The organism is Mesorhizobium sp. M3A.F.Ca.ET.175.01.1.1 (assembly GCF_004791945.1).
Taxonomy (GTDB): Bacteria; Pseudomonadota; Alphaproteobacteria; order Rhizobiales; family Rhizobiaceae; genus Mesorhizobium.
Window position 1 is genome coordinate 40,880 of the sequence record NZ_SRTP01000009.1, and the last position, 24,088, is coordinate 64,967.

The 24,088-nt window shown below is 64.3% G+C and carries 19 protein-coding genes; 13 read left to right on the plus strand and 6 right to left on the minus strand.

Annotated elements, in window-relative coordinates:
• Nucleotides 1–5: 5 nt before the first annotated feature.
• From EN818_RS20200 to EN818_RS20210, 3 genes are read right to left on the minus strand one after another with little or no spacing between them, the layout of a single operon-like run.
• A complete protein-coding gene (locus EN818_RS20200) occupies nucleotides 6–1,064 on the minus strand; it encodes a phosphotransferase family protein (RefSeq protein ID WP_095806329.1) in 1,059 nt (352 codons plus the stop codon).
• On the minus strand, nucleotides 1,061–1,540 hold the full coding sequence (locus tag EN818_RS20205) for a MaoC family dehydratase (RefSeq protein WP_095806328.1): 480 nt from the start codon (nucleotides 1,538–1,540) through the stop codon (nucleotides 1,061–1,063). Before EN818_RS20205 ends, EN818_RS20200 begins: the two co-directional genes overlap by 4 nt.
• 39 nt (nucleotides 1,541–1,579) lie before the next feature.
• On the minus strand, nucleotides 1,580–2,395 hold the full coding sequence (locus EN818_RS20210; RefSeq protein ID WP_095806327.1) for an SDR family oxidoreductase: 816 nt from the start codon (nucleotides 2,393–2,395) through the stop codon (nucleotides 1,580–1,582).
• A gap of 113 nt (nucleotides 2,396–2,508) precedes the next feature.
• Between EN818_RS20210 and EN818_RS20215 the strand changes: the two genes are divergently transcribed.
• Together EN818_RS20215 and EN818_RS20220 are read left to right on the plus strand one after the other, a co-directional pair.
• Nucleotides 2,509–3,750 (plus strand): acyl-CoA dehydrogenase family protein, encoded by a 1,242-nt coding sequence (locus tag EN818_RS20215; RefSeq protein WP_095806326.1) that lies wholly within the window; start codon nucleotides 2,509–2,511, stop codon nucleotides 3,748–3,750.
• A 5-nt stretch (nucleotides 3,751–3,755) separates the two neighbouring features.
• Entirely contained in the window at nucleotides 3,756–4,793 is a 1,038-nt protein-coding gene (locus tag EN818_RS20220) for a zinc-binding dehydrogenase (protein ID WP_095806486.1), read from the plus strand.
• Nucleotides 4,794–4,928: 135 nt separating this feature from the next.
• On the opposite strand, the gene EN818_RS20225 is transcribed toward EN818_RS20220, so the two are convergent.
• From EN818_RS20225 to EN818_RS20235, 3 genes are all read right to left on the minus strand, one after another.
• Nucleotides 4,929–8,060, minus strand: a complete 3,132-nt coding sequence (locus tag EN818_RS20225) for an efflux RND transporter permease subunit (protein WP_095806325.1) — start codon at nucleotides 8,058–8,060, stop codon at nucleotides 4,929–4,931.
• Nucleotides 8,057–9,217, minus strand: coding sequence for an efflux RND transporter periplasmic adaptor subunit (locus EN818_RS20230; RefSeq protein WP_095806485.1), 1,161 nt, complete (start codon nucleotides 9,215–9,217; stop codon nucleotides 8,057–8,059). Before EN818_RS20230 ends, EN818_RS20225 begins: the two co-directional genes overlap by 4 nt.
• 240 nt (nucleotides 9,218–9,457) lie before the next feature.
• A complete protein-coding gene (locus tag EN818_RS20235; RefSeq protein ID WP_095806324.1) occupies nucleotides 9,458–10,288 on the minus strand; it encodes a MurR/RpiR family transcriptional regulator in 831 nt (276 codons plus the stop codon).
• A gap of 144 nt (nucleotides 10,289–10,432) precedes the next feature.
• Between EN818_RS20235 and EN818_RS20240 the strand changes: the two genes are divergently transcribed.
• From EN818_RS20240 to EN818_RS20290, 11 genes are all read left to right on the plus strand, one after another.
• Nucleotides 10,433–11,242, plus strand: a complete 810-nt coding sequence (locus EN818_RS20240; protein ID WP_135904637.1) for an N-formylglutamate amidohydrolase — start codon at nucleotides 10,433–10,435, stop codon at nucleotides 11,240–11,242.
• A gap of 20 nt (nucleotides 11,243–11,262) precedes the next feature.
• A complete protein-coding gene (locus EN818_RS20245) occupies nucleotides 11,263–12,819 on the plus strand; it encodes an amino acid permease (protein WP_095806322.1) in 1,557 nt (518 codons plus the stop codon).
• A gap of 87 nt (nucleotides 12,820–12,906) precedes the next feature.
• Nucleotides 12,907–14,277 carry a glutamine synthetase family protein gene (locus tag EN818_RS20250; protein ID WP_095806321.1) on the plus strand — a complete coding sequence of 457 codons (1,371 nt, stop codon included), beginning with the start codon at nucleotides 12,907–12,909 and terminating at the stop codon, nucleotides 14,275–14,277.
• A gap of 182 nt (nucleotides 14,278–14,459) precedes the next feature.
• Nucleotides 14,460–15,848: an aldehyde dehydrogenase family protein gene (locus EN818_RS20255; protein ID WP_135904635.1), complete on the plus strand. Its 1,389-nt coding sequence runs from the start codon at nucleotides 14,460–14,462 to the stop codon at nucleotides 15,846–15,848.
• A gap of 17 nt (nucleotides 15,849–15,865) precedes the next feature.
• Complete coding sequence (locus tag EN818_RS20260; protein ID WP_095806319.1) at nucleotides 15,866–17,038, plus strand: iron-containing alcohol dehydrogenase; 1,173 nt, start codon at nucleotides 15,866–15,868, stop codon at nucleotides 17,036–17,038.
• A 245-nt stretch (nucleotides 17,039–17,283) separates the two neighbouring features.
• Nucleotides 17,284–18,390 carry an ABC transporter substrate-binding protein gene (locus EN818_RS20265; RefSeq protein ID WP_095806318.1) on the plus strand — a complete coding sequence of 369 codons (1,107 nt, stop codon included), beginning with the start codon at nucleotides 17,284–17,286 and terminating at the stop codon, nucleotides 18,388–18,390.
• 62 nt (nucleotides 18,391–18,452) lie between these two features.
• Nucleotides 18,453–19,367 (plus strand): ABC transporter permease subunit, encoded by a 915-nt coding sequence (locus EN818_RS20270; RefSeq protein WP_095806317.1) that lies wholly within the window; start codon nucleotides 18,453–18,455, stop codon nucleotides 19,365–19,367.
• Nucleotides 19,364–20,155, plus strand: a complete 792-nt coding sequence (locus EN818_RS20275; protein WP_095806316.1) for an ABC transporter permease — start codon at nucleotides 19,364–19,366, stop codon at nucleotides 20,153–20,155. Before EN818_RS20270 ends, EN818_RS20275 begins: the two co-directional genes overlap by 4 nt.
• Nucleotides 20,156–20,166: 11 nt before the next feature.
• Nucleotides 20,167–21,231: an ABC transporter ATP-binding protein gene (locus EN818_RS20280; protein WP_095806315.1), complete on the plus strand. Its 1,065-nt coding sequence runs from the start codon at nucleotides 20,167–20,169 to the stop codon at nucleotides 21,229–21,231.
• A 184-nt stretch (nucleotides 21,232–21,415) separates the two neighbouring features.
• On the plus strand, nucleotides 21,416–22,966 hold the full coding sequence (locus tag EN818_RS20285; protein WP_135904634.1) for a sodium:proton antiporter: 1,551 nt from the start codon (nucleotides 21,416–21,418) through the stop codon (nucleotides 22,964–22,966).
• Between the two features lie 204 nt (nucleotides 22,967–23,170).
• Nucleotides 23,171–24,088, plus strand: a complete 918-nt coding sequence (locus EN818_RS20290; RefSeq protein ID WP_095806313.1) for an endonuclease/exonuclease/phosphatase family protein — start codon at nucleotides 23,171–23,173, stop codon at nucleotides 24,086–24,088.

The following is a 24,088-nucleotide window of genomic DNA, read 5'->3' on the forward strand; positions in this document are numbered from 1 at the left end:
CCTCGTCAAGTCTTCGGATCGATCAGTTCGACCGCGAGCGAAGCGAGCAGCTTGACCGCCTCACCATAGGTCTTGGCTTTTTCCGGATTGGAAGCGTTGCCGTCGAGCGCTCGGCGGTAGACACCCTGGCAGATCGCCGCCAGCCGGAAAAAGGAAAAGGCGAGGAAGAAGGTCCAGCCACCGATATGATCGAGGCCGCGCCGGCGGCAGTAGGCGGCGACATAGGCTTCCTCGGAAGGCAGGCCGATGGCTGCGCGGTCTACGCCGCCGAGGCCGCGAAAGCCGGACGCATGCGGCAGCCGCCACTGCATGCATTGGTAGGCGAGGTCGGCGAAGGGATGGCCAAGCGTCGACAGCTCCCAGTCGAGCACCGCGATCACGCGCGGCTCGTCCTGGGCGAAGATCATGTTGTCCAGCCGGTAGTCGCCATGCACCAGCGAGACGCGGCCGTCATCGGCCGGCATGTGCGTTTCCAGCCAGGCAACCAGCCGGTCCATGTCGGCGATGGTTTCGGTTTCCGAGGCCCGGTACTGGCTGGTCCAACGGGCGAGCTGACGCTCGAAATAGCTGCCCGGCTTGCCGAAATCGCCGAGACCGACGGCATCGACGTCGACGTCGTGGAGGGCGGCGAGCGTCGCGTTCATGGCGTCATAGATTGTGGCGCGCTCGCCATTGCCTGATGCGTCCGGCAACGACGGGTCCCAGAAGATGCGGCCGTCGAGGAATTCCATGACATAGAACATACGGCCGATCGGCGTCACCTCGCCGGACAGATGCAGCATGCGCGGCACCGGCACGGCAGTGCCGGCGAGCGCCTGCATGACCCGGAATTCGCGGTCGACCTGATGCGCCGATTTCAGCAATTGCCCCGGCGGCTTGGCGCGCAGCACATAGCGGCCGCTGGCGGCGGTGAGGAGATAGGTCGGGTTCGACTGTCCGGACTTGAACTTCTCGATCGTGGAAAGTCCGGCAAATCCGGGGATGCGCGCTTCCAGGTAGGGCGCAAGCACCGACTTGTCGAGCGCAAGCGCCGACTTGTCGAGCGCGCCGGCGTCGCCGCTCATGCGGTCTCTGGCTGGCGCTCGATCAGCGTCAGGGTGAGCCAGCGCGCGGTGAGTGCCGGCTTCTTCGATCCCTCGATCTCGATGGTCACGTCATGCGCCGTCTGCACCCAGCCGGAGGGCCGCACCTTGACATCGGCCAGCACGAAGCGAGTGCGGATGCGCGAGCCGGTCTTCACCGGCGCCAGGAAGCGCAGTGTGTCGAAGCCGTGATTGACGCCCATCTTGGTGTTTTCAAGCGGCGGCATGGTCTCGAAGGTCATGGCCGACAGGAGCGACAGCGACAGGAACCCATGCGCGATCGTGCCGCCGAACGGCGTCTCACGCTCGGCGCGTTCGGGATCGCAATGGATGAACTGATGGTCGTCGGTGGCGTCGGCGAACTGGTCGATCATGCGCTGCGTCACCGTGCGCCATGGCGACACGCCGACCTCCTTGCCGACATTGGCCAGAAGCGTATCAAGACTGATCGGTTCCACGCGATGTCCTCCGCACCCCCGCCCGGATAACGAGCGCTATTATTCCTTAAACAACGTCAATCCATGCTGCACCGACTGGCCGCCGTCGATCGGCAGTATGGCGCCGGTGACATAGCTTCCGGCACGGCTGCACAAATAGAGCGTTGCGCCGGCAATGTCATCCGGTGTGCCGATGCGGCCGATCGGAACGTGGCTGCCGACATGTCTCGCCTGCTCCTCGGTGGCGGTCGCAAAGGCCGTCATGCGGCTCTGGAAAGGACCCGGGGCAAAGGCATTGACGGTGATGCGGCGGGCAGCGAACTCTATCGCCAGTGTGCGCGTCAGGTGATGCACCGCAGCCTTCGAGGCGGTGTAGGAATAGGCATCGTCGGCGAGCGGCTGGGTGCCCATCACAGAGCCTAGATTGATCACGCGGGCCGGATCTTCGTCGCTCGCCGCAGCGTCGAGGAGAGGCAGCAACTCGCGCGTCAGATGGAAGACGGCGGTGACATTGACGCCGAACACCTTGGCCCAGGCGTGGTAAGGAAACTCCTCTAGCGGCGCGCCCCAGGAAATGCCTGCATTGTTGACCAGGATGTGCAGGCGCTCGGTGCGCGCCTTCACCTCGGCGACCAGCGCGGCGATGCCGGCTTCGCTGGAAACATCGCCGGCAAACCCTTCGGCCCGGCCTGAGCCGCCGAGGGCGTTCAATTCGCCGGCGACCCGGATACAGTCCTCGCCCTTGCGCGAGGCGATCATCACGGTAGCGCCGGCCCGGACCAGCCCTGTCGCCACCATGCGGCCGATGCCGGTCGCTGCGCCCGTCACCAGCGCGGTCTTGCCGGCGACCGAGAACAGCTCGTCAAGATAGCTCATGGCATTTCCTCCCGTGCGCTGATCTCCGAGCCGGACCATGGACTCGCGTTGACAAGGCTAGCCGAAGTACGGTCATCCTTGCCACAGATGCAACTTCAAAAGGGCCGACACCGATGGCGGACATGAATCTCGGCATGACCGAACGGCTGAAGCCGATCCACCAGCGCGTGACGGCAATGGTGCGTGACGAGATCGCGCCGCTCGGCGAGGAATTTCTGGCCGAGGTCGGCAGGAACGGCGATCGCTGGACCTACACTGCAAGACAGACCGAGATCCTGGAAGGCTTGAAGGCGACGGCGCGCGAGCGCGGGTTATGGAATTTCTGGCTCACCGACTCCAAGCGCGGCTATGGCCTGTCGACGGTCGAATACGCCTATCTGGCGGAGGAGATGGGCAAGGCGCATCTGGGCGCCGAAACCTTCAACTGCTCGGCGCCAGACACCGGCAATATGGAGGTGCTGGAGCGCTACGGCTCGGGAGAGCATAAGCGAGAATGGCTCGAGCCGCTGCTCGAGGGCAGGATTCGCTCCGCCTATCTGATGACCGAGCCGGATGTGGCATCCTCCGACGCCACCAATATTTCGATGCGATGCGAGCGGCAGGGCGACCGCTATGTGCTGAATGGCGAGAAATGGTGGGCTTCGGGGGCCGGGGATCCGCGCTGCGCCATCTACATCGTCATGGTCCGGACCGGATCGGACGCCGAACCGCGGCATCGCCGGCATTCGATGATCCTGGTCCCTACGGACACCAAGGGCATCACCAAGGTCCGCGCCATGCAGGTCTATGGCGACGACGACGCGCCGCACGGCCATATGCATCTGAGGTTCGACGATGTGCGGGTCCCGGCGGCCAACATCATCCAGGGCGAGGGCAGGGGCTTCGAGATCGCACAGGGGCGGCTGGGACCGGGACGCATCCACCACTGCATGCGCGCCATCGGCCAGGCCGAGATGGCGCTGGAGATGCTGTGCCAGCGCTCGGTGCGGCGCGAAGCCTTTGGCCAGTCGCTGGCGAAACTCGGCGCCAATTTCGACATCATCGCCGAATGCCGCATGGAGATCGAGATGGCGAGGCTCTTGTGCCTCAAGGCGGCCTGGATGATCGACCAGGGCGATGCTCGAGCGGCAGCGCCTTGGATCAGCCAGATCAAGGTTGTGGCGCCGCGTGTCGCGCTCAAAGTCACCGACGAGGCGGTGCAGATGTTCGGCGCACAAGGCATCAGCCAGGACACGCCGCTGGCACGCTCGTGGACGAATCTGAGAACGCTGCGGCTGGCCGACGGCCCGGACGCCGTGCACCGGCGGCAGGTGGCTCGCACCGAACTCAGGAAATGCACGCAGGAAAAGGTCTGACCGCGATGACGCTACCTTCGGAAATGAAGGCTCTGCTGCTTGTCGGCGATGGCTACACCAGAACGCCGGCCGCCAGCGCGCTGGAGGCGATGGAGCCTTATTTGCAACCGGGAACCATCGGCGTGCCGAAGCCCGGGCCGACGCAGGCGCTGATCAAGGTCAGCCTCGGCTCGATAAATCCCTCCGACATCGCCTTCATCGAGGGCCAGTATGGGCAGCCACGGATGAAGGGCCAGCCGGCCGGCTTCGAAGGTGTCGGCGCCATCGTCGCGACCGGCGACGATCCATATGCCAAGAGCCTGCAAGGCAAGCGCGTCGCCTTCGCGACTGGCGTGACAAACTGGGGCTCCTGGGCGGAATATGCGATCGCCGAGGCGGCGTCCTGCATTCCGCTGCTCGATACGGTGCGCGACGAGGACGGCGCGGCGATGATCGTCAATCCGCTGACTGCGCTCGCCATGTTCGATATCGTCAGGCAGGAGGGCGAGAAGGCCTTCATCATGACCGCCGGCGCGAGCCAGCTCTGCAAGCTGATCATTGGGCTGGCGAAAGAGGAAGGGTTCCGGCCGATCGTCACCGTGCGCCGCGACGAGCAGATCCCCTTGTTGAAGCAACTGGGCGCCGCGCATGTTCTGAACGAGAAGGCATCCGATTTCGAGGCAATGCTGCGCCAGGTGATGAAGGCCGAGCAGCCGCGCATCTTCCTGGACGCGGTGACCGGACCGCTGGCTTCGGCCATTTTCAACGCCATGCCGAAGCGCTCGCGCTGGATCGTCTATGGAAGGCTCGACGCCGAGCCGACGGTGATCCGCGAGCCTGGCCAACTGATCTTCCAGCACAAGCGGATCGAAGGCTTCTGGCTGGCCGAATGGATGCGGCAGTTCCGCGACAGGATGGGACCGGCGGTGCTGGAAGCGCAGAAGCGCTTTTCCGATGGGCGCTGGTCGACAGATGTGACGGCGGTGGTGCCGCTGGACGAGGCGATGGCGCGGCTGCCGGCAGCGTTGGCAAAGCCGAACGGCAAGGTGTTCATCAAGCCGTAGCTCGACTCTTCCTTCGCCCCGTTCACGGCGAGAAGGTGCCCGAAGAACGTAGGGCGGCGCCTTATCGCGAGGTTGGCGCTTCCCCTCACCCGCCTGCCGGCACTCTCTCCCCGCAAGCGGGGCGAGGATAGCTGATCACTCCGCCGGGTCGATATTGGTGTAGGCGGCTTCCTCCAGCTCGCGCTTCAGGCGCGCTTCCTCATGCGTCTTGGGCGTGACGAAGCGGCCGAGCAGCAGATAGGCGACAGGGGTGAGGAACAGCGTCGAGACCGTGGCGAGGCCGAGGCCGCCGACGATCACCCAGCCGAGCGCGATGCGCGCTTCCGCACCGGCGCCGGCGGCGAGCACCAGCGGCACGCCGCCGAGCACGGTGCAGATCATGGTCATCATCACCGGACGGAGCCGGATGCTGGAGGCCTCTTCGATCGCCTCGCGTACGCCAAGCCCGCGGTCGCGCAGCTGGTTGGCGAACTCGACGATCAGGATGCCGTTCTTGGCCATGACGCCGACCAGCAGCACCAGGCCGATCTGGCTATAGGCGTTGAGGCTCGTACCGGAGAGCAGCAGCGCGAAGATGGCGCAAGCAAGGCCCAGTGGCACTGTGGCCATGATGATGACGGCGCTGACGAAGCTCTCGAACTGGGCGGCCAGCACCAGAAGGATGATGACCAGCGCGAAGCCGAAGATGGTCGCCATGGCGCTGTTTGTCTCGCCGAGCGTCGCCGCCTCGGCCAGCGGCACGATGCGCGCGTCCGACGGCAGCAGCGGCGTTGCGATCTCCTCGGCGCGGGCCAGCGCATCGCCGAGCGCGAAGCTGCCGCCGAGGTTGGCGGTGATCGCCACCGAAGGCTGCTGCTGCTCGCGGGTCAGGGACGGCGGCACGGCGCGCTCGGTCAGCGTGGCGATGGTCGACATCGGCACGAAGCGGCCGTCCGAGGTTTTCAGGAAGATGTTTTCCAGATCGGTCGGATCGTTGATCGGATTGGTGGTCGAGACCAGCTTCACGCCATAGCTGCGGTCGGCGATGTAGACGTCGACGACATCGTTGCCGTCGAGCATGGCCTGCAGCGTATCGGCGAGCCCGGTGATGTCGATGCCGAGGTCGGAGGCGCGCTCGCGGTCGATGGCAACGGCAAGCTGCGGCTGCGTCAGGTCGACGGAAAGCCGCGGTGCCTGGAAGCGCGGATCCTGCCGCATCTCCTCGACGATCTTCACCGCCGCCGCGCTCAGCGCCTTGCGGTCGTTGCCGACCAGCGCGAACTGCAGGCCGCTGCCGGCGCCACGGATGCGAAGGCTGTTGGGCTGAACCGGGAAGACGCGGACGCTCGGCACCTGCTTCGTCAGGCGGCTGATCTCGGCCATGATCTCCTGCTGGCTGCGCGTCCGCTCGGCCCACGGCGCCAGCGTCATGACCATGAAGCCGCTGTTGTAGGCGCCGTTATTGCCGGCATTAGCGAAGGTGCTGCGGATCTCGCCGGAATCGCGCAGCGGCTGGATCAGCCGTTCGATCTTGCGCATCTGCTCGCTCGTGTAATCGAGGCTGACGCCCTGCGGCGCGTTGATGCGCAGAAGCACGACGGCGCGGTCCTCGGTCGGGGTCAGTTCCTGGCGGATGGTGCCGAACAGCGCAAACGCGGTACCGGCAAAGATCAGCGCGACCAGCACCACGATCCACGGCGCGCCGAGGCAAGCGTGCAGGCAGCGGCGATAAAGCGCATGCAGCGCGCCACCGATTCGGGCGCCGATACCGCTGCCGCCTTGGTGATGGAGTGATGCGCTGGAAAGCATGCGCGAGGCCAGCATCGGACAAAGCGTCAGCGCCACCACGCAGGAGAGCAGCACCGACATCGCCAGCACGAAGCCGAATTCGCGGAAGAGGCCACCGGTCTGTCCAGGGAGAAAGGAGATCGGCACGAAGACCGCGACCAGGGTCAGCGTCGTGGCGACGACGGCGAAGAACACTTCCTGGGTGCCGAGGACGGCCGCTGCACGAGGTCCCATGCCTTCGTTGCGGCGCCGCACGATGTTTTCGAGCACGACGATGGCGTCGTCGACGACAAGACCGGTCGCCAGCACCAGCGCCAAAAGCGTCAGGATGTTGATGGAAAAGCCGGCGAGATAGATCGCGGCAATGGTGCCGATCATGGCGACAGGCATCGACAGGCCGGGGATCAGCGTCGCGCGCCAGTCGAGCAGGAAGGCGTAGATGACGATCAGCACGATCGAGACGGAAAGCGCCAGCGCGATCTCGACCTCGTGCACGGCGCCGTTGACGAACACGGCATCGTCGCTGGTGACCTTGATCGACATGTCTTGCGGCAGGTTTGCCTGAAGCTTCGCGACGGCGGCCCGGACGCCGGTCGAAATGTCGAGCGTGTTCGATTCGGCCTGGCGGATGATGCCGAGGCCGATGCCTGTCTTGCCGTCGGAGCGCAGCGAGGTCTGGCCGATGTCGGGGCCCAGCGTCACCGTGGCCACGTCACGGATGCGCGTCGCCCCGCCGACAACTATGTTCTCGAACTCCTCCGGCGTGGTCACGTCGGCCGTCGTGCGCACGATGAGGTCCTGATTGGTGGTGGTGATCGAGCCGGCCGGCGAATCGAAGGCGATCGAGGCAAGCGCCTTGCGCAAATCCGCGACGGTGAGGCCTTGGCTGGCGAGCTTGTTCTGGTCGACGTCGATGCGGAAGATCTTGTCGCGGTCGCCGGAGACCTGAACGTCGGCGACGCCGGGCACGGCGGCGAGTTCGTCCTCGATGCGATCCTGCACGATGACGGTCATGTCCTGCACCGTCATGGTGTCGGACGTGACTGCCAATCGCATCACCGGATCGGAATTGGCATCGGCCTTGACGATGCGCGGAGCGTCGGCAGTGTCGGGCAGTTGGTTGGCGACCCGGCTGACGACGTCGCGCACATCGGAGGCGGCGACGTCGAGATCGACGCCGTCGTTGAACTCGATGGTGACGCGGCTCTGGCCGAAGGACGAGGTCGACGAGATCGACTTGACGCCGGAGACTCGGGACACCGCGCCTTCGATCGTGTCGGTGAGTTCGCGATCGACCGTCTCGGCGGCGGCGCCCTCGAAAGTGGTGTTGACGGTGATGACCGGACGATCGACATCCGGCAACTCGCGGATCTCGACGCCCCAGAAGGCGGCGAGGCCGGCGACCGCGATCAGAGTGTTCAGCACCAGGGCCATGACCGGCCTGCGGATGAAAAGCGCGGTGAGGCCCGATCCCGCGGCCGGATCGCCGGCGGCGTTCATGAGCCTTCGGCCCTGGCGGCGCGCGGCTCCTCGCCGGCGATGCGGACATCGCCACCTTCGCTGACGCTCTGCGCGCCCTCGGTGACCACCATGTCGCCGCTTTCAACCGGCGCTTCGATCAAGACCGTCTCGGTGTTGCGCTGGACAATGCGCACCGGAACACGCTTGGCCTTGCCGCTCTCAACGGCCCAGATATAGGCGCCGTCCGTTCCCCACTGGATCGCTAAAGGACTGACGGCCGGATAGGTGTCGCCGGGGAACCGCATGCCGATCTGGAAAGACATGCCGGCGCGCAAGGAGTCGGCAGGGTTGGCGATGGTCGCCTTGACCAGCAAGGTGCGACTGTTCTCGTCGATGTGATTGTCGATGGCCGACACCGTGCCGGTGTAGACCTGGTTCGGATTGGCAAGCGGCGTCGCCGACAGTTGCTGGCCGACCTTGACCGCGGCGGCGAAGCGCTCAGGCACCCAGAAGTCGACCAGTATGCTCGAACGGTCGTCGAGGGTGGCGATCGCCGACTGGCTGGTCACGTAGTTGCCGGCCGATATCGGCAGGATGCCGACCGTGCCGGCGATCGGCGCCACGATCGAGCGGCGCTCCAGGGCGAGCTCGGCATCGCGCAATGCAAGCTTGGCGTTGGCGAGCGTCACTTCGGCATCGGCGACGGCAACCGGCGTCGCGGCGTTGGAAGCCCGCAGCGATCTCACCCGGTCGAGCTTGGCCTGGGCGTCGTCGAGCCCAACCCGCGCGCGGTCGCGCGCGATCACTTCCATCTCGGAATCCAGCCTGGCGATGACGTCGCCCTTCTCGACATGAGCGCCTGACTGGACCGGCAGTTCGGCGAGGCGGCCAGAGGAGTACGGATTGACCGTCACGGTCGCGTTGGCGCGCCCGGTGCCGATGGCTTGCAGCCTGTCATTGATGGTCGCGGTGCCTGCCGGCGACGCGACGATGGTCACCGCCTGGCCGGCGCGGTTACGCCCCGGCTGCCCGACACTGGCTGTCGCGCCTTCCTTGTCGGGAGGCGTCACGGCCACGGCCCAGTCCATTCCCCACCTTGAAAGCATTTCGTTCGAGCCGGGATAAAAGCGCGCCCAGGCGGCCGCGGCGGTGACCACGATCACAAGCGCAAGAACGATCTGTTTCCAGGCGGACATCAATACTCCGGTTGCACGTCGCTACGCCTCCGGCCGGGAGCACACGTGGCGACGAAACGAGCTGGCGCGAAAACCGGCCACGCCAGTTCCCGATATCACCGGTTTATCGCAATTATCACGCAAACGTGCACATTAAATCTCGGTAACGTGAAGTCGGATCGAGTCCGGGCGCTTGGTTTCACCGCATTCCTGCGCGTGACCGATCGGCGTGCCATTGGCTTGACAGTTTCCTGGAATTACCTAGCGCAGGCTTTCCAGATCGCGGATGCGCTTGGCGCCGGCGGCCTCCAGCTGCCTGGTGACGGCGCCGATCAGTGTCTCGGCGACGACAAAAAGGGCGGCGGATGAATCCCAGGCCGAGGGCACGGCTGTGCGGCCGGCGATCACATGGCGGGCGAAGCGCGCGATCGGCGACAGCCACTGATCGGTGAAGAGCACGATCTGAACGCCGCGTTCATGCGCCTTCTCGGCAAAGCGGACGAGACTTTCCTGGTAGCGCCGGATGTCGAAGATCACCAGCACGTCGCGCTTGCCCATATCGATCAGGCGGTCGCGCCAGATGCTCTCCTGGCCGGCGAGATGGTAGACTTCCGGCTGGATGATGGCGAGGTGGGCGGCCATGTAGCGCGCCAGCGGGTCGGTAAAGCGGCCGCCGATCAGGAAGGTCTTGCCGCGCCGCTCGGCAAGCCGCGCGGCAATGTCGGCCAGTTGCTTGTCGGACAGGTGCCGGAACGTCTCGCGCATGTTCTCGAGCGTGGCCTCCAACATCGGCGAGGTGGTGCTGCCGCTGCCGGACGAGGCCGGGTTGAGCGTGCGCGATGCCGGTGACTGCAACTGCGCCGCCAGTTCATCCTGCAGCGCCGACTGGAACTCGGGATAGTTCTGGAAGCCGAGCCTGGCGACGAAACGCAGGATCGTCGGCGAGGAGACGCCCGCCGCGGTGGAAAACTCGGCCACCGTCTTCAGCCCGGTCAGCGGATAGTTGGCAATCAGCGTCTGCGCAGCACGGCGTTCGCCCGGCGGCATGGCCCCGATACGGTCCGAAATCAGTTCGGCAATGCTGAAGATCATCGGTTTTCCCCACCCTTGGTCTATGCCCAACGCCGTTTTCGGAATTCGTGTTTGACAAAGCCTGCCGAACTGTATGAAATCATCCATAGGGACGCAATGAGGCAAAATACGTAACATAAGATACAGCGCTCCCCAGGGGACAATATGGAGAGAGCACGGCCAGCCAGCCCTGCACCGTCTGAAACCGTAAGGGTGACGAACCCCGGCGGGTCCAGTCCTTTCGTCTTGACCTGCGATCACGCCTCCAATTTCCTGCCAGCCGAATTCGGCACGCTCGGCTTGCCCGTCGAGGACCTTTCCCGCCATATCGCCTGGGATCCGGGCGCGCTCCCCGTCGCCAGCCGCATGGCAGAGGCGCTCGATGCCACGCTGGTCGAAACACGCGTCTCGCGCCTCGTCATCGACTGCAACCGGCCGCTCGATGCGCCAGATCTCGTGCCGCCGATCAGTGAAGCGACGGTCATCCCCGGCAATTCCGGTCTCTCCGACAAGCAGCGCGCCGCGCGCATCGATCTGTCGTGGCGCCCATTCCACGACACGATCGCACGCATAATCGACGAGCGGCTGGCGAAGGGTCAGGAGACCAGGCTGGTGTCGGTTCATTCGTTCACGCCGGTCTACAAGGGCAAGAACCGGCCCTGGCATATCGGCATCATCCATGACGAGGACCGCAGGTTGGCGTCGCCGCTGATTGCCGCGCTGCAGCGGCTATCCGGCGTCTGCGTCGGCATCAACGAGCCCTATTCGCCGGCCGACCGCGTCTATTTCACACTGGAACGGCATGCGCGCTCGCGCGGCCTTGCCTGCGCGATGATCGAAATCCGCAACGACGAGATTTCCGGCGAGTCCGGGCAGCGGAAATGGGCGGATCTGCTCACAGGCATCTTTTCGAATCTGGAGCCCGAGGAGGCCAGGGGCTCCCGAGTGGGAAAGTCAGTACAATCGGCCAGCTGAGAAAATAAGGGGACTTCAACATGGCAGAACCGGGTTACACCGAAGTCGACAAAGCGGAGGACATGAAGGTCCTCCACAACATGGGCTACGCCCAGGAACTGGAGCGGCGCCTCAGCCGCTTCTCGAATTTCGCGGTTTCCTTCTCCATCATCTGCATCCTGTCCGGCGGCATCAATTCGCTGGCGCAGGCGACCTCCGGCGCCGGCGGCATCGGCATCGGCATCGGCTGGCTCGTCGGCTGTTTCGTGTCGCTCACCTTTGCGGTCGCGATGTCACAGATCAGCTCGGCCTATCCGACGGCCGGCGGCCTCTATCACTGGGGCTCGATCCTCGGCAATCGCGGCACCGGATGGGTGACGGCCTGGCTCAACCTGCTCGGCCTGATCACCGTGCTCGGCGCCATCAATGTCGGCACCTGGACCTTCTTCCTCGGCGCTTTCGGGCCGGCGCTCGGCATCGAGGGCAATCTGACCAACCAGATGATCTTCCTGGTCATCATTACCGGCGCGCAAGCGCTGATCAACCACCTCGGCATCAAGCTGACGGCCAAGCTCACCGACTTCTCGGGCTACCTGATCTTCTTCGGCTCGATCCTGATCGCGGTGGTCTGCCTGCTCTCGGCCGAGACGTGGGACTTCAGCCGTCTCTTCACCTTCCACAACTACTCCGGCGACGCCGGGGGCGGCGTGTGGCCGCAGGTGTCGAATGCCTGGGTTTTCGCGCTCGGCCTCCTGCTGCCGATCTACACGATCACCGGCTATGACGCTTCCGCGCACACCTCCGAGGAGACCATCAAGGCGGCGTCTTCGGTGCCGCGCGCGATGGTGATGTCGGTCATCTGGTCGGCGCTGTTCGGCTATCTCTTCCTGGCCTCCTTCATCGTGATGATCCCGAACATGGACGAGGCCGCCAAGCAGGGCTGGAACGTTTTCTTCTGGGCCTTCGATCAGCGTGTCGGCACCGGGCTCAAGGAGTTCGTCTACCTCATCGTGTTCGTTGCGCAGCTCCTGTGCGGCCTTGCCACCGTCACCTCCGCCTCGCGCATGATCTTCGCCTTCTCGCGTGACGGCGGCCTGCCGGGCTCGGCAGCGCTCGCCAAGGTCAGCCCGACTCATCGCACCCCGGTGGCGGCGATCTGGACTGCGTCGATCCTGTCGGTGCTGTTCGTGTGGGGCTCGTCGGTAGTCTCGGTCGCCGGCACCTCGGCCTATACGATCGTGGTGTCCTGCACTGTCATCTTCCTGTTCCTTTCCTTCATCGTGCCGATCGTGCTCGGCATGATGGCCTGGGGAACCCCGAAGTGGGACAAAATGGGGCCATGGAACATGGGCCGCGCCATCTTCATGCTGTTCGGGTTCCTGTCGATCGTGTCGATGATCCTGATCTTCGTCATCGGCATCCAGCCGCCGAACGACTGGGCGCTCTACATCACCGTCGGCTTCTTCATCCTGACGGCGATCGTCTGGTTCGCCTTCGAGCGCAACCGCTTCCAGGGTCCGCCGTTGGGCGACATCATCGCGGCGCGGCAGGCAGCGATCAAGGCGGCCGAACGGGCGGTGGGCGAGACCGGCCACTGATACTTCGCGTGATTTCCATGGCCGGCATTGCGCCGGCCATGGTTTCATTTCTCTCTTTCAATCGACACGTATTGGAGTGCCACAAGAATGGCCGGGAATTTCTCGTTCGATGAGTTGAAGAAGGCGGTCTCCAACGGCGAGATCGACACGGTGCTGGCATGCATCGTCGACATGCAGGGCCGGCTAGCGGGAAAGCGTTTCCTGGCCCAGTATTTCGTCGATTCCGCGCATGGGGAGACCCATGGCTGCAACTATCTGCTCGCCTGCGACATCGATATGGAGCCGGTGCCCGGCTACAAGGCCGCAAGCTGGTCGAAGGGCTATGGCGATTTCGTCATGAAGCCCGATCTTTCGACACTGCGGCGCATTCCCTGGCTGGAAAAGACGGCGCTGGTCATCTGCGACGTGCTCGATCATCACACCCATGACGATCTCGGCCATTCGCCCCGCGCCATCCTGAAGAAGCAGGTCAAGCGTCTGCAGGAGCGCGGCTATATCGGCTACTTCGCCTCCGAGCTCGAATTCTACCTGTTCAACGAGACCTACGATTCGGCCCGCAAGAAACATTGGCAGGCCCTCGACTCGGCCTCGCCTTACATCGGCGACTACCAGATCGGCATCACCACCAAGGAAGAAGGCGTCATGCGCCGGTTGCGCAACGAGATGGAGGCAGCCGGCATACCGATCGAGAACTCCAAGGGCGAGTGGGGTCCGGGCCAGGAAGAGATCAATGTGCGCTATGCCGAGGCGCTGGAGATGGCGGATCGCCATGTCATCCTGAAGAACGGCGCCAAGGAGATCGCCGATTCCGAAGGCAAGGCGATCTCCTTCATGGCCAAGTACAATTACGGGCTGGCCGGCAATTCCAGCCACATCCACAATTCGCTGTGGAGCGCCGACGGCAAAACGCCACTGTTCTTCGACAAGAACGCTGAATGGACGCTGTCGACGCTCGGCCAGCAATGGGCCGCGGGCCAGCTCAAATACGCCAAGGAATTCACCTGGTTCCTGGCGCCTTACATCAACTCCTACAAGCGCTTCCAGGCCGGCACCTTCGCGCCGACCAAGATCATGTGGAGCGAGGACAACCGCACCGCCGGATTCCGCCTCTGCGGCGAAGGCACCAAGGGCATCCGCATGGAGTGCCGGATCGGCGGCGCCGACCTCAATCCCTATCTCGCCTTCGCGGCGCTGATCGCGTCCGGGCTTGCCGGCATCGACGAGAAGCTGGACTTGCAGAAGCCCTTCGTCGGCGATGCCTACCAGGCCTCGCAGCTGCCGGAAATCCCCAAGACGCTGCGCGACGCCGCCGAGACGCTGGCGCAGTCCACCATGCTCAAGCAGGCCTTAGGCGAGGACGTGGTCGAGCATTATGTGCACACCGCGCGCTGGGAGCAGTTCGAATACGATCGCCGCATCACGGATTGGGAACTGCACCGGGGGTTCGAGCGGTACTAGGGATATTGGCAGCGGCGGCGCTGCCCCTCACCCTTACCCTCTCCTCGTGATGACGAGGAGAGGGGCGCCGACGCCGAAGCTTCTTCCTTCTCCCGGTCCTTCACGGGAGAAGGTGCCGGCAGGCGAACGAGGGGCGGCGCCAGCCATATGATTTTCGATTGTCGTAAACTGCGAGGAAGAAAATGACCGAAACGGTCAAACTGAAATCTCCCATCGACGGCTCGATCTATGCCGAGCGGCCGGTGGCGAGCGACCAGGCGATCAACGCTGCGGTCGAGCGCGCCAGGGCGGCTCAGGAAAAATGGGCCGAGACGTCGGTGGTCGAACGCGGCAAGTACATGCTGGCGATGCTCGAAGCACTGGTCGACATGAGCGATGAGATCATCCCCGAGATCGCCTGGCAGATGGGGCGGCCGGTGCGCTATGGCGGCGAGTTCGGCGGCGTCAGGGAACGCGCCAACTACATGATCGAGATCGCTGAAGCTGCGCTGAAGCCGGTGATGGCCTCCAACCCGAAGGACGGCTTCCGCCGTTACGTGAAGAAGATGCCGCTCGGCGTCGTGCTGGTGATCGCGCCGTGGAATTATCCTTACCTGACCGCGGTCAACACGATCGTGCCGGCATTGATGGCTGGAAGTGCGGTCATCCTCAAGCATGCGGCGCAGACGCTGCTCGTGGGGGAGCGTTTCCAGCAGGCTTTCGACAAGGCGGGCCTGCCCAAGGGCCTGTTCCAGAATCTGGTCATGAACCACGGCCAGACGGAGCGGCTGCTCGGTTCGGGCAAGATCGACCATGTCAACTTCACCGGGTCGGTGGCTGGCGGCCGCGCCATCGAGAAGGCGGCGGCGGGCACCTTCATGACGCTCGGGCTCGAACTCGGCGGCAAGGATCCCGCCTATGTGCTGCCCGACGCCAAGATGGACCACGCGGTCGCCAATCTGGTCGACGGCGCCTTCTTCAATTCAGGCCAGTGCTGCTGCGGCATCGAGCGCGTCTATGTGCATGAGAAGGTCTACGACGCGTTCGTCGAAGGCTTCATTGCCGAGACCAAGAACTACGTCGTCGGCAATCCGCTGGAGCAGGCGACGACAATGGGCCCGATGGCGGAGGCGCGGTTCGCCGACCTGATCCGCGAGCAGAAGGCCGAAGCGCTGCGCAAGGGCGCCATGGCGCACATCAACATGAAGGTCGAGAACGACCGGCCGGGCTCGCCCTATCTGGCGCCCGAGGTGCTGACCGATGTCGACCATCAGATGAGCGTCATGCGCGAGGAAAGTTTTGGGCCGATCGTCGGCATCATGAAGGTGCGCAACGACGAGGAAGCCATCGCGCTGATGAACGACAGTCCCTACGGGCTGACGGCCTCGATCTGGACGCGCGACATCGAGCGGGCGGCGGCAATCGGCGACCGCGTCGAGACCGGCACGGTGTTCATGAACCGCTGCGACTATCTCGACCCGGCGCTGGTCTGGACCGGCGTCAAGGACACCGGCAAGGGCGCTGCCCTTTCGGCCATCGGTTACGACAATTTGACCAGGCCGAAATCCTATCACCTGCGCGAAGCAATCTGACCTTCGAAAGACAAGCAATGTCCAAGCTCATCTCCAAATGGAATTACCCCACCACGGTCCGCTTCGGCGCCGGTCGCATCAAGGAACTGCCGGACGTGCTGGCCGCCACCGGCATCAAGCGGCCGCTCTTCGTCACCGATCCGGGTCTGGCGAAGCTGCCGGTCGTCGCCTCGACGCTGAAGATCCTCGACGATGCCAAGATCCCTTATGGCGTGTTCTCCGAGGTCAAGCCGAACCCAGTCGATTCCAACCTCACCGCCGGCATTGCGGTGTTCAAGAAGGGCAAGCATGACGGCGTCATCGCCTTCGGCGGCGGCTCGGCGCTCGACCTCGGCAAGCTGATCGCCTTCCAGGCCGGGCAGACGCGTCCGGTGTGGGATTTCGAGGATATCGGCGACTGGTGGACCAGAGCCGATTCCGACGCCATCGCCCCGATCATCGCGGTGCCGACCACGGCGGGCACCGGTTCGGAAGTGGGACGCGCCGGCGTCATCACCAATGAGGCGACCCACACCAAGAAGGTCATCTTCCATCCGAAGCTTCTGCCGGCGATCGTGATCGCCGATCCGGAGCTGTCGGTCGGCATGCCGGGCTTCATCACCGCCGGCACCGGCATGGATGCGCTCGCCCACTGTCTCGAGGCCTATTGCGCGCCGGGCTATCACCCGATGGCCGACGGCATCGCCGTCGAAGGCATCAGGCTGGTGTTCGAGAACCTGCCCAAGGCCTTCGCCAACGGCAAGGACCTTGCCGCCCGCGCCCATATGATGAGCGCAGCCGCCATGGGCGCCGCCGCCTTCCAGAAGGGGCTCGGCGCCATCCACTCGCTGTCGCATCCGGTCGGCGCGCTCTACGACACCCACCACGGCATGACCAACGCCGTGTTCATGCCCTATGTGCTCGCCTTCAACCGCGAGGCGATCGAGGACCGCATCGCGCGCCTTGCCGCCTATTGCGGCATCAAGGGCGGCTTCGACGGTTTCGCCAAGGCGATCATCAAGCTGCGCAAGGAGCTCAAGGTGCCGCATGCGCTGCCCGGCCTCATCAAGGGTCTCGACATGGACAAGAAGCGCAAGGGCCTGATCGCCGACATGGCGGTGGTCGACCCGACCGCCGGCGGCAATCCGGTCAAGCTCACCAAAAAGGCGGCGCTGACGCTGCTCGAAAACACCATCGCCGGCACAGTCTGAGATCGGCTGCGGCGCGCCGGAAGTTGATCTGAAAACAAGGGGAAAGCAAAGGGAGAAGGGCGAAAGACCAGGAGGAGATTGTTTAGCCGGAAAAATAATCGCGAGGCGATTGCTACAACCGGTTAAAAAGAGTTTACTTTTTCGTGCTGCGGGGCGCCGGTTTCACGAAGCTTTCATCTGGCTGTCACAGGAAAACGATACCGCATCGCAGGCGTCCAACGGCGTCAGTTCAACGGAGAGAACACATGTTCAAATTCACGGGGAAAGTGCTTTCCCTTTCGGCCGCGGCGCTCTTCGCGTCGACGGTGATTTCGTCCGCCGATGCGATGGACGATCTCGTCAAGGCGGCGAAGGCGGAGGGCCAGCTCACCACCATCGCGCTGCCGCATGACTGGTGCGGTTACGGCGATGTCATCGCCGGCTTCAAGGCGAAGTATCCGGAAATCACCGTAAACGAACTCAACCCGGATGCGGGTTCGGGCGACGAGATCGAGGCGATCAAGGCCAACAAGGACAACAAGGGCCCGCAGGCACCCGACGTGATCGACGTCGGCCTGTCCTTTGGTCCTTCGGCCAAGAACGACGGCCTGATCCAGGCCTATAAGGTGTCGACCTGGGATTCCATTCCCGACAGCGCCAAGGATGCCGACGGCTTCTGGACCGGCGACTATTACGGCGTGCTCTCCTTCCAGGTGAACAAGGACCTGGTCAAGGAAGCGCCGGCGGACTGGGCTGACCTGCAAAAGCCGGAATTCGCCAACTCGGTCGCCCTTGCCGGCGATCCGCGCGCTTCGAACCAGGCCATCCAGGCCGTCTACGCCGCCGGCCTCTCCGGTGGTGCAGCCGCCGGCGAGGCTGCCGGCACCGCCGGCCTCGACTTCTTCAAGAAGCTCAATGCCGCCGGCAATTTCGTGCCGGTCATCGGCAAGACCGCGACGCTTGCCCAGGGCCAGACGCCTATCCTGGTCACCTGGGACTACAACGCGCTCTCCGGTCGCGACACGCTGAAGGGCAATCCGCCGGTCGACGTCATCGTGCCGAAGACGGGCGTCGTCGCCGGTGTCTATGTGCAGGCGATCAGCGCCTTTGCGCCGCATCCGAACGCCGCCAAGCTTTGGCTCGAGTATCTCTACTCCGACGAAGGCCAGATCGGCTGGCTGAAGGGCTATTGCCACCCGATCCGCTTCAACGACCTTGCCAAGAACGGCAAGATCCCGGCCGAGATGCTGGCGAAGATGCCGCCGGCGGAATCCTATGCCGCCGCAGTGTTCCCAACTCTCGACGAACAGGGCAAGGCAAAGGAAGCCATCACCAAGAACTGGGACGCCGTTGTCGGCGCCAACGTGAAGTAACAGCATGATATTGGCCGGGCGGCCTTGGCCGCCCGGCTGCTTTTCAGGACGGTAACCGGCGCATGACCGATCTCTCGCTCTCCAACAAAGCAATTGCGGGAAAGACTGCGCCGCCAGCCGAGGCACGAAGCCTGAAGCTGCCCACGCAGTGGCTTGGCGTCACGCCGTTCTTCGTCTTCGCCATCATGTTCCTGATCCTACCCACGCTCTACCTGATGCTGGGCGCGTTCCAGAACGAGGCGGGCGAATTCACCTTTGCAAACATCGTCGCGCTCTTCTCGGCCAACATCGTGGCCGCCTACTGGATCTCCATAAAGGTCAGTCTGGCGTCTTCGCTGATCGGCGCTTTCGCTGGCCTCGCCATAGCCATCGCGATCGTGCGCGGCGGACTGCCCAACTGGATACGATCGGCGACTCTGACCTTCTCCGGCGTCGCGTCCAATTTCGCCGGCGTGCCGCTGGCCTTTGCCTTCATCGCAACGCTGGGCCGCCTCGGCCTCGTCACGGTCCTGCTCAACACGCTGGTTGGTCTGAACATCTATGCGCATGGCTTCAACCTGCTGTCGTTCTGGGGGCTGACGATCACCTATGTCTATTTCCAGATCCCGCTGATGGTGGTCATCATCGTGCCGGCGATCGATGGGCTGAAGCGGGAATGGGGCGAGGCCGCCGCCACGCTCGGCGCCACCCAGGCGCAATATTGGCGCATGGTGGTCATTCCGGTGCTATGGCCGAGCTTCCTCGGCACCGTCATCCTGCTCTTCGCCAATGCTTTCGGGGCGATTGCGACCGCGTACGCGCTGACCGGCTCTTCGTTGAACATCGTGCCGATCCTGCTCTACGCGCAGATCCGCGGCGACGTGCTGCACAACGCCCATCTCGGCTATGCGATCGCTTTCGGCATGATCTTCATCACCGGGCTTGCCAACATCTTCTACATCTGGTTCCGGACGCGCTCGGAGAGGTGGCTGAAATGAAGTCCGGCAGGTTCTGGGCCTGGGTCGTCTTTCTTCTCGGCGCGGCCTATTTCTTTATCCCGCTGATCGCGACGATCGAGTTCTCGCTGCGCATGCGACGCGGCGTCTATTCGTTCGACGCCTACAAGGTCGTGCTGGGCGACAGCCAGTTCCAGGCGACCTTCATGTTTTCCGTGATCGTCGCCGTCTTCACCATCATCCTCGGCGTGCTGATCGTCGTGCCTACGGCCTACTGGATCCGCTTGCGCCTGCCGCAGATAAGGCCGGTCGTGGAATTCATCACGCTGCTGCCGCTGGTCATCCCGGCCATCGTCATCGTCTTTGGCTATATCCGGATGTACGGTTCGAATTCACCGCTGCCGTTCCTGGGGTCGAATTTGGGAGCTAACGCGCTGCTGGTCATCGGCTATGCGGCGCTTGCGCTGCCCTACATGTATCGTGCCGTCGATACCGGTCTTCGCACCATCGACGTGCGCACGCTGACCGAGGCCGCGCAGATCCTGGGGGCGGGCTGGGGCACGATCATCGCCCGGGTCATTTTGCCCAATGTGCTGATCGCCGTGTTGTCGGGTGCGTTCCTCACCTTCGCCATCGTCATCGGCGAGTTCACCATGGCCAGCCTGCTCAACCGTCCCGCCTTCGGTCCCTATCTGCAGAACCTGGTGGCCAACCGCGCCTATGAACCGGCCGCCCTGTCCATCATCGCTTTTGTGATAACCTGGGGCTGCATGTCGCTGATCCAGGTGCTGTCCCGTTTTGCGCCGAGATCGGCGAACCGCCCGAATTGAAAGAAGAAGCCATGGCCGAGCCGTTCCTCTCCATCCAGCACGTGCGAAAGTCCTTCGGCGCCACGACGGTGGTCGAGGATTTCAATCTCGACGTGGCGCCGGGCGAATTCGTTTCCTTCCTCGGCCCGTCCGGCTGCGGCAAGACGACGGTGCTGCGCATGGTGGCCGGCTTCGAAGAGCCGAGCGCCGGCAAGATCGTGGTTGCCGGCAAGGACATCACCAGGCTGAAGCCGAACCAGCGCAATGTCGGCATGGTGTTCCAGGCCTATGCCCTATTCCCCAACCTGACGGTGGCGCAGAATATCGGCTTCGGGCTGAAGGTGGCGGGCATGTCAAAGGCGGCGATCGATGCCCGCGTCGCGGAGATGCTCGACATCATCAAGCTGCCGCAGATGGCCGATCGCTATCCCTATCAGCTCTCCGGCGGCCAGCAGCAGCGCATCGCGCTGGCGCGCGCCATCGCGCCGAAGCCGAAGCTGCTTCTGCTCGACGAGCCGCTGTCGGCGCTCGATGCCAAGGTGCGTATTTCGCTGCGCGAGGAGATCCGCTCGATCCAGAAGAAGCTCGGCATCACCACCATCTTCGTGACGCACGACCAGGAAGAGGCATTGTCCATCTCCGACCGCATCGCCGTCATGTATGGCGGCAAGGCCGAGCAGGTCGGCACGCCGTTCGAGATCTACAACCGGCCGGCGACCAAGTTCGTCGCCAATTTCGTCGGCACGCTCAACGTGCTGGAGGGCAGGGTCACCGATGCCGCTTCGGGCAAGGTGCAGGTCAACGCGCAGGAAGTGTCGCTCAAGGGCAAGCTCAACGGCTCGAAGGCGGGGGACACGCTGTCGCTGGCGCTCAGGCCCGAGGCGATCTCGCTCGGGCGGCAGCCGGGCCACGACACCAGCCTGTCCGGCGAAATCGCCGAAGTGCATTTCCTCGGCTCGGTGATCCGGGTGCGCGTCGGCATCGGCGGCAACACGGTCTCGCTCGACACGTTCAACAACTCGTCGACACCGCCACCGGTCGTCGGCGCGAAGGCGGATATCTCCTTCTCATCGGGCGATATGCTGGTGCTGCATTAGGGAAAGAGCGAATAGTGAATGGTGAATGATGAATGGTGAATAGTGAATGGTAATCGGCCAAGGGAGCGCTTTACGTGCTCGAATTCTTCTGACAGTGCCCATTCACCATTCACCATTCACCATTCACCATTCACCATTCACTTTTTTGCAATGCCAACGCCTGCTTCCATCGCTACGATGAGCCATGGCGCTCTTCGAACTCACCCTCGTCCTGCTTTTGATCGCCGTCGCACTGACGGCGGTGTCGCGGTGGCTGGAGGTTCCTTATCCGTCGTTGCTGGCGCTCGCCGGGGCGGGCATTGCCTTCCTGCCCGGCGCGCCGATGATCGAGATCGATCCGGATCTGGCGCTCGCGCTTTTCATCGCGCCGGTGCTGCTCGATGCCGCCTACGACACCTCGCTGCGCGACCTGAAGCGCTACCGGCTTTCGCTCGTGCTGTTGGCGCTTGGCGCCGTCATCTTCACCACCGTGGTGGTCGCCTTCGTCGGCTGGAAGATGGCAGGGCTGCCGATCGCGGCAGCCATCGCCCTCGGCGCCATCGTCGCACCGCCTGATGCGGTGGCGGCGAGCGCCGTGCTCGGGCAGTTCAAGGTGCCGCACCGCCTCACCGCCATCCTGCAGGGCGAGAGCCTGCTCAACGACGCCACCGCACTGCTGATCTACCGGATCGCGGTTTCGGCTGCCGTCGGCACGGTCATGCTCAAGGACGCAGTGCCGGTCGTCCTTTTGTCGACGGTGGGCAGCGTTGCCGCCGGCTATCTGTTCGGCCGTTTCTCGCTGCTGACGCTGACGCGCATCGAGGATGCGGCGAGCAGCACGGTGGTGCAGTTCGCCGGAACCTTCGCGGTCTGGATCATCGCCGACAGGATCGGTCTCTCGGCCATCATCACGATCGTCGTCTACGCCATCACCATCGCCCGCACGGCGCCGCGCCATATGTCGGCCCGCAGGCGCGTCAGCACCTATTCGGTCTGGGAGTCGGCGGTGTTCGTGCTCAACGTGCTGGCTTTCGTGCTGATGGGGCTGCAGGCGCGGTCGATCGTCGGCCGGCTCTCCGGGGACGGGCAAGGCGATGCATTTCTCTTCGCCGCAACGGTGCTGGCCGTCGTCATCGCGGCCCGCCTCGTCTGGGTCCTGGGATACGTCGCGATCATACGACGGCTTGCCCGCTTCGGCGGCGACGAGCAAAGTCGGGATGCGCCGACGTTTCGCGGGGCCGTGCTCGTCGGCTGGTGCGGCATGCGGGGGCTGGTGACGCTGGTGGTGGCCTTTGCCTTGCCCGGCAATTCCCCGGGGCGCGATCCGATCGTGCTTGCCGCCTTCGCGGTCGTTCTCGGCACGCTGGTGCTGCAGGGCATGAGCTTGAAGCCGCTGTTGCGCCTGCTCGACTTCGAAAGGGATACGACGATAGACCGCGAAGTGGCTCAGGCGCGGGTCGCCATCATGCAGGCCGCGCTCGACGTGCTGAGCCGCAAGACGTCGGCTGCGGCGGCCGTGGTGCGCGAGCAATATGAGGCCCAGCGCCGGGTCGCGGAGAACCACGAGGATGCGCAGGCGGCGACCGAGTACGACCGGCTGCGCCTCTACGCCATCAAGCGCCAGCGCGATACGCTGGAGGAATTGCGCCGCGACGGGACGATCGGCGACGAGGCCTATCACCGTCTGGAAGAAGAGATCGACTGGTCGGAACTGGCGGCGTCGCCGGCGGGGCGGTTCCAGCCGCTGACCACTTAGAGCGCGTCGCGCTGAAAACGGATCCAGGCGACGCGCTTTTAGGTCTATGTTTTTTGCATGGCGTTTTCGCAAAACCGCTGCACGGTTTTGCGCGACATGCAGTAGAGCGGATGCGCGGCTGGACCATGCCGCGCACTGCTGCGGTCCATTGCAACGCTCCGGCCGAGGCGCTACTGCCGGGCCGGATATTCAGCCGGTTAATCGATGAAGCTGGTCAGCTACAACATCCAGTACGGGTTCGGCAGCGACGGCCGCTATGATCTGGCGCGCGCCGCGCGCCTCGTCGACGGCGCCGATATCATCGCCCTGCAGGAGGTCGAGCGTCACTGGCAGCGCAGCAATGAGGACGACCAGCCGGAGATGCTGTCCAGGCTGCTGCCAGACTATCACTGGGTGTACGGCCCGGCCTTCGACATGGACGCCAGCGAAAGGCGCGACGGCCGTCTCCTCAACCGCCGCCGGCAGTTCGGCACGATGGTTCTGTCGAAGCTGCCCATCGTCTGGTCGCGGCTGCACACGCTGCCGCTGCGCCGCACGCTCAGGCCGCTCAACACCCGCAACGCGGCGCTCGAATGCATGATCCGCACGCCGGCCGGACCAGTGCGATTGTTCTCGCTGCATCTTGCGCATGTTGCGGCCGAGGAGCGGCTGGCACAGATCGACTACCTGCTTGCCGAGCATCGCCGGGCGCCATCCGAGGGTGGCCCGTGGAGCGGTGCCGACGACGAGCCGGAACGCAACTGGAGCAATGGCCAGCCGGAACCGGAATGCCCGCAGGCGGCGATCTGGCTCGGCGATTTCAACATGGAGCCGGGAAGTGCTGAATACCGGCGCATCGTCGGCAGCACGCCCTATCACCGCGGCGCCGTCTACATCGACGGCTTCGTCGATGCCGCTGCCGTTGCCAGCGAGCCCGTGCGGGACTTCCATACGCATGAGAAGATCATCGACGGCAAGCTGGCGAGGCGCCGGCTCGATCACTGCTTCATCGCCGGCATGCTGGCGCCGCGGGTGCGCTCGGTCGGCGCCGATATCGGCGAGGTTGCTTCCGACCACTTTCCGCTGAGGGTCGAAATCGATCTCGAGACGCCGGGGATCGTCTCAAGGTCGGCGGACAGGTGA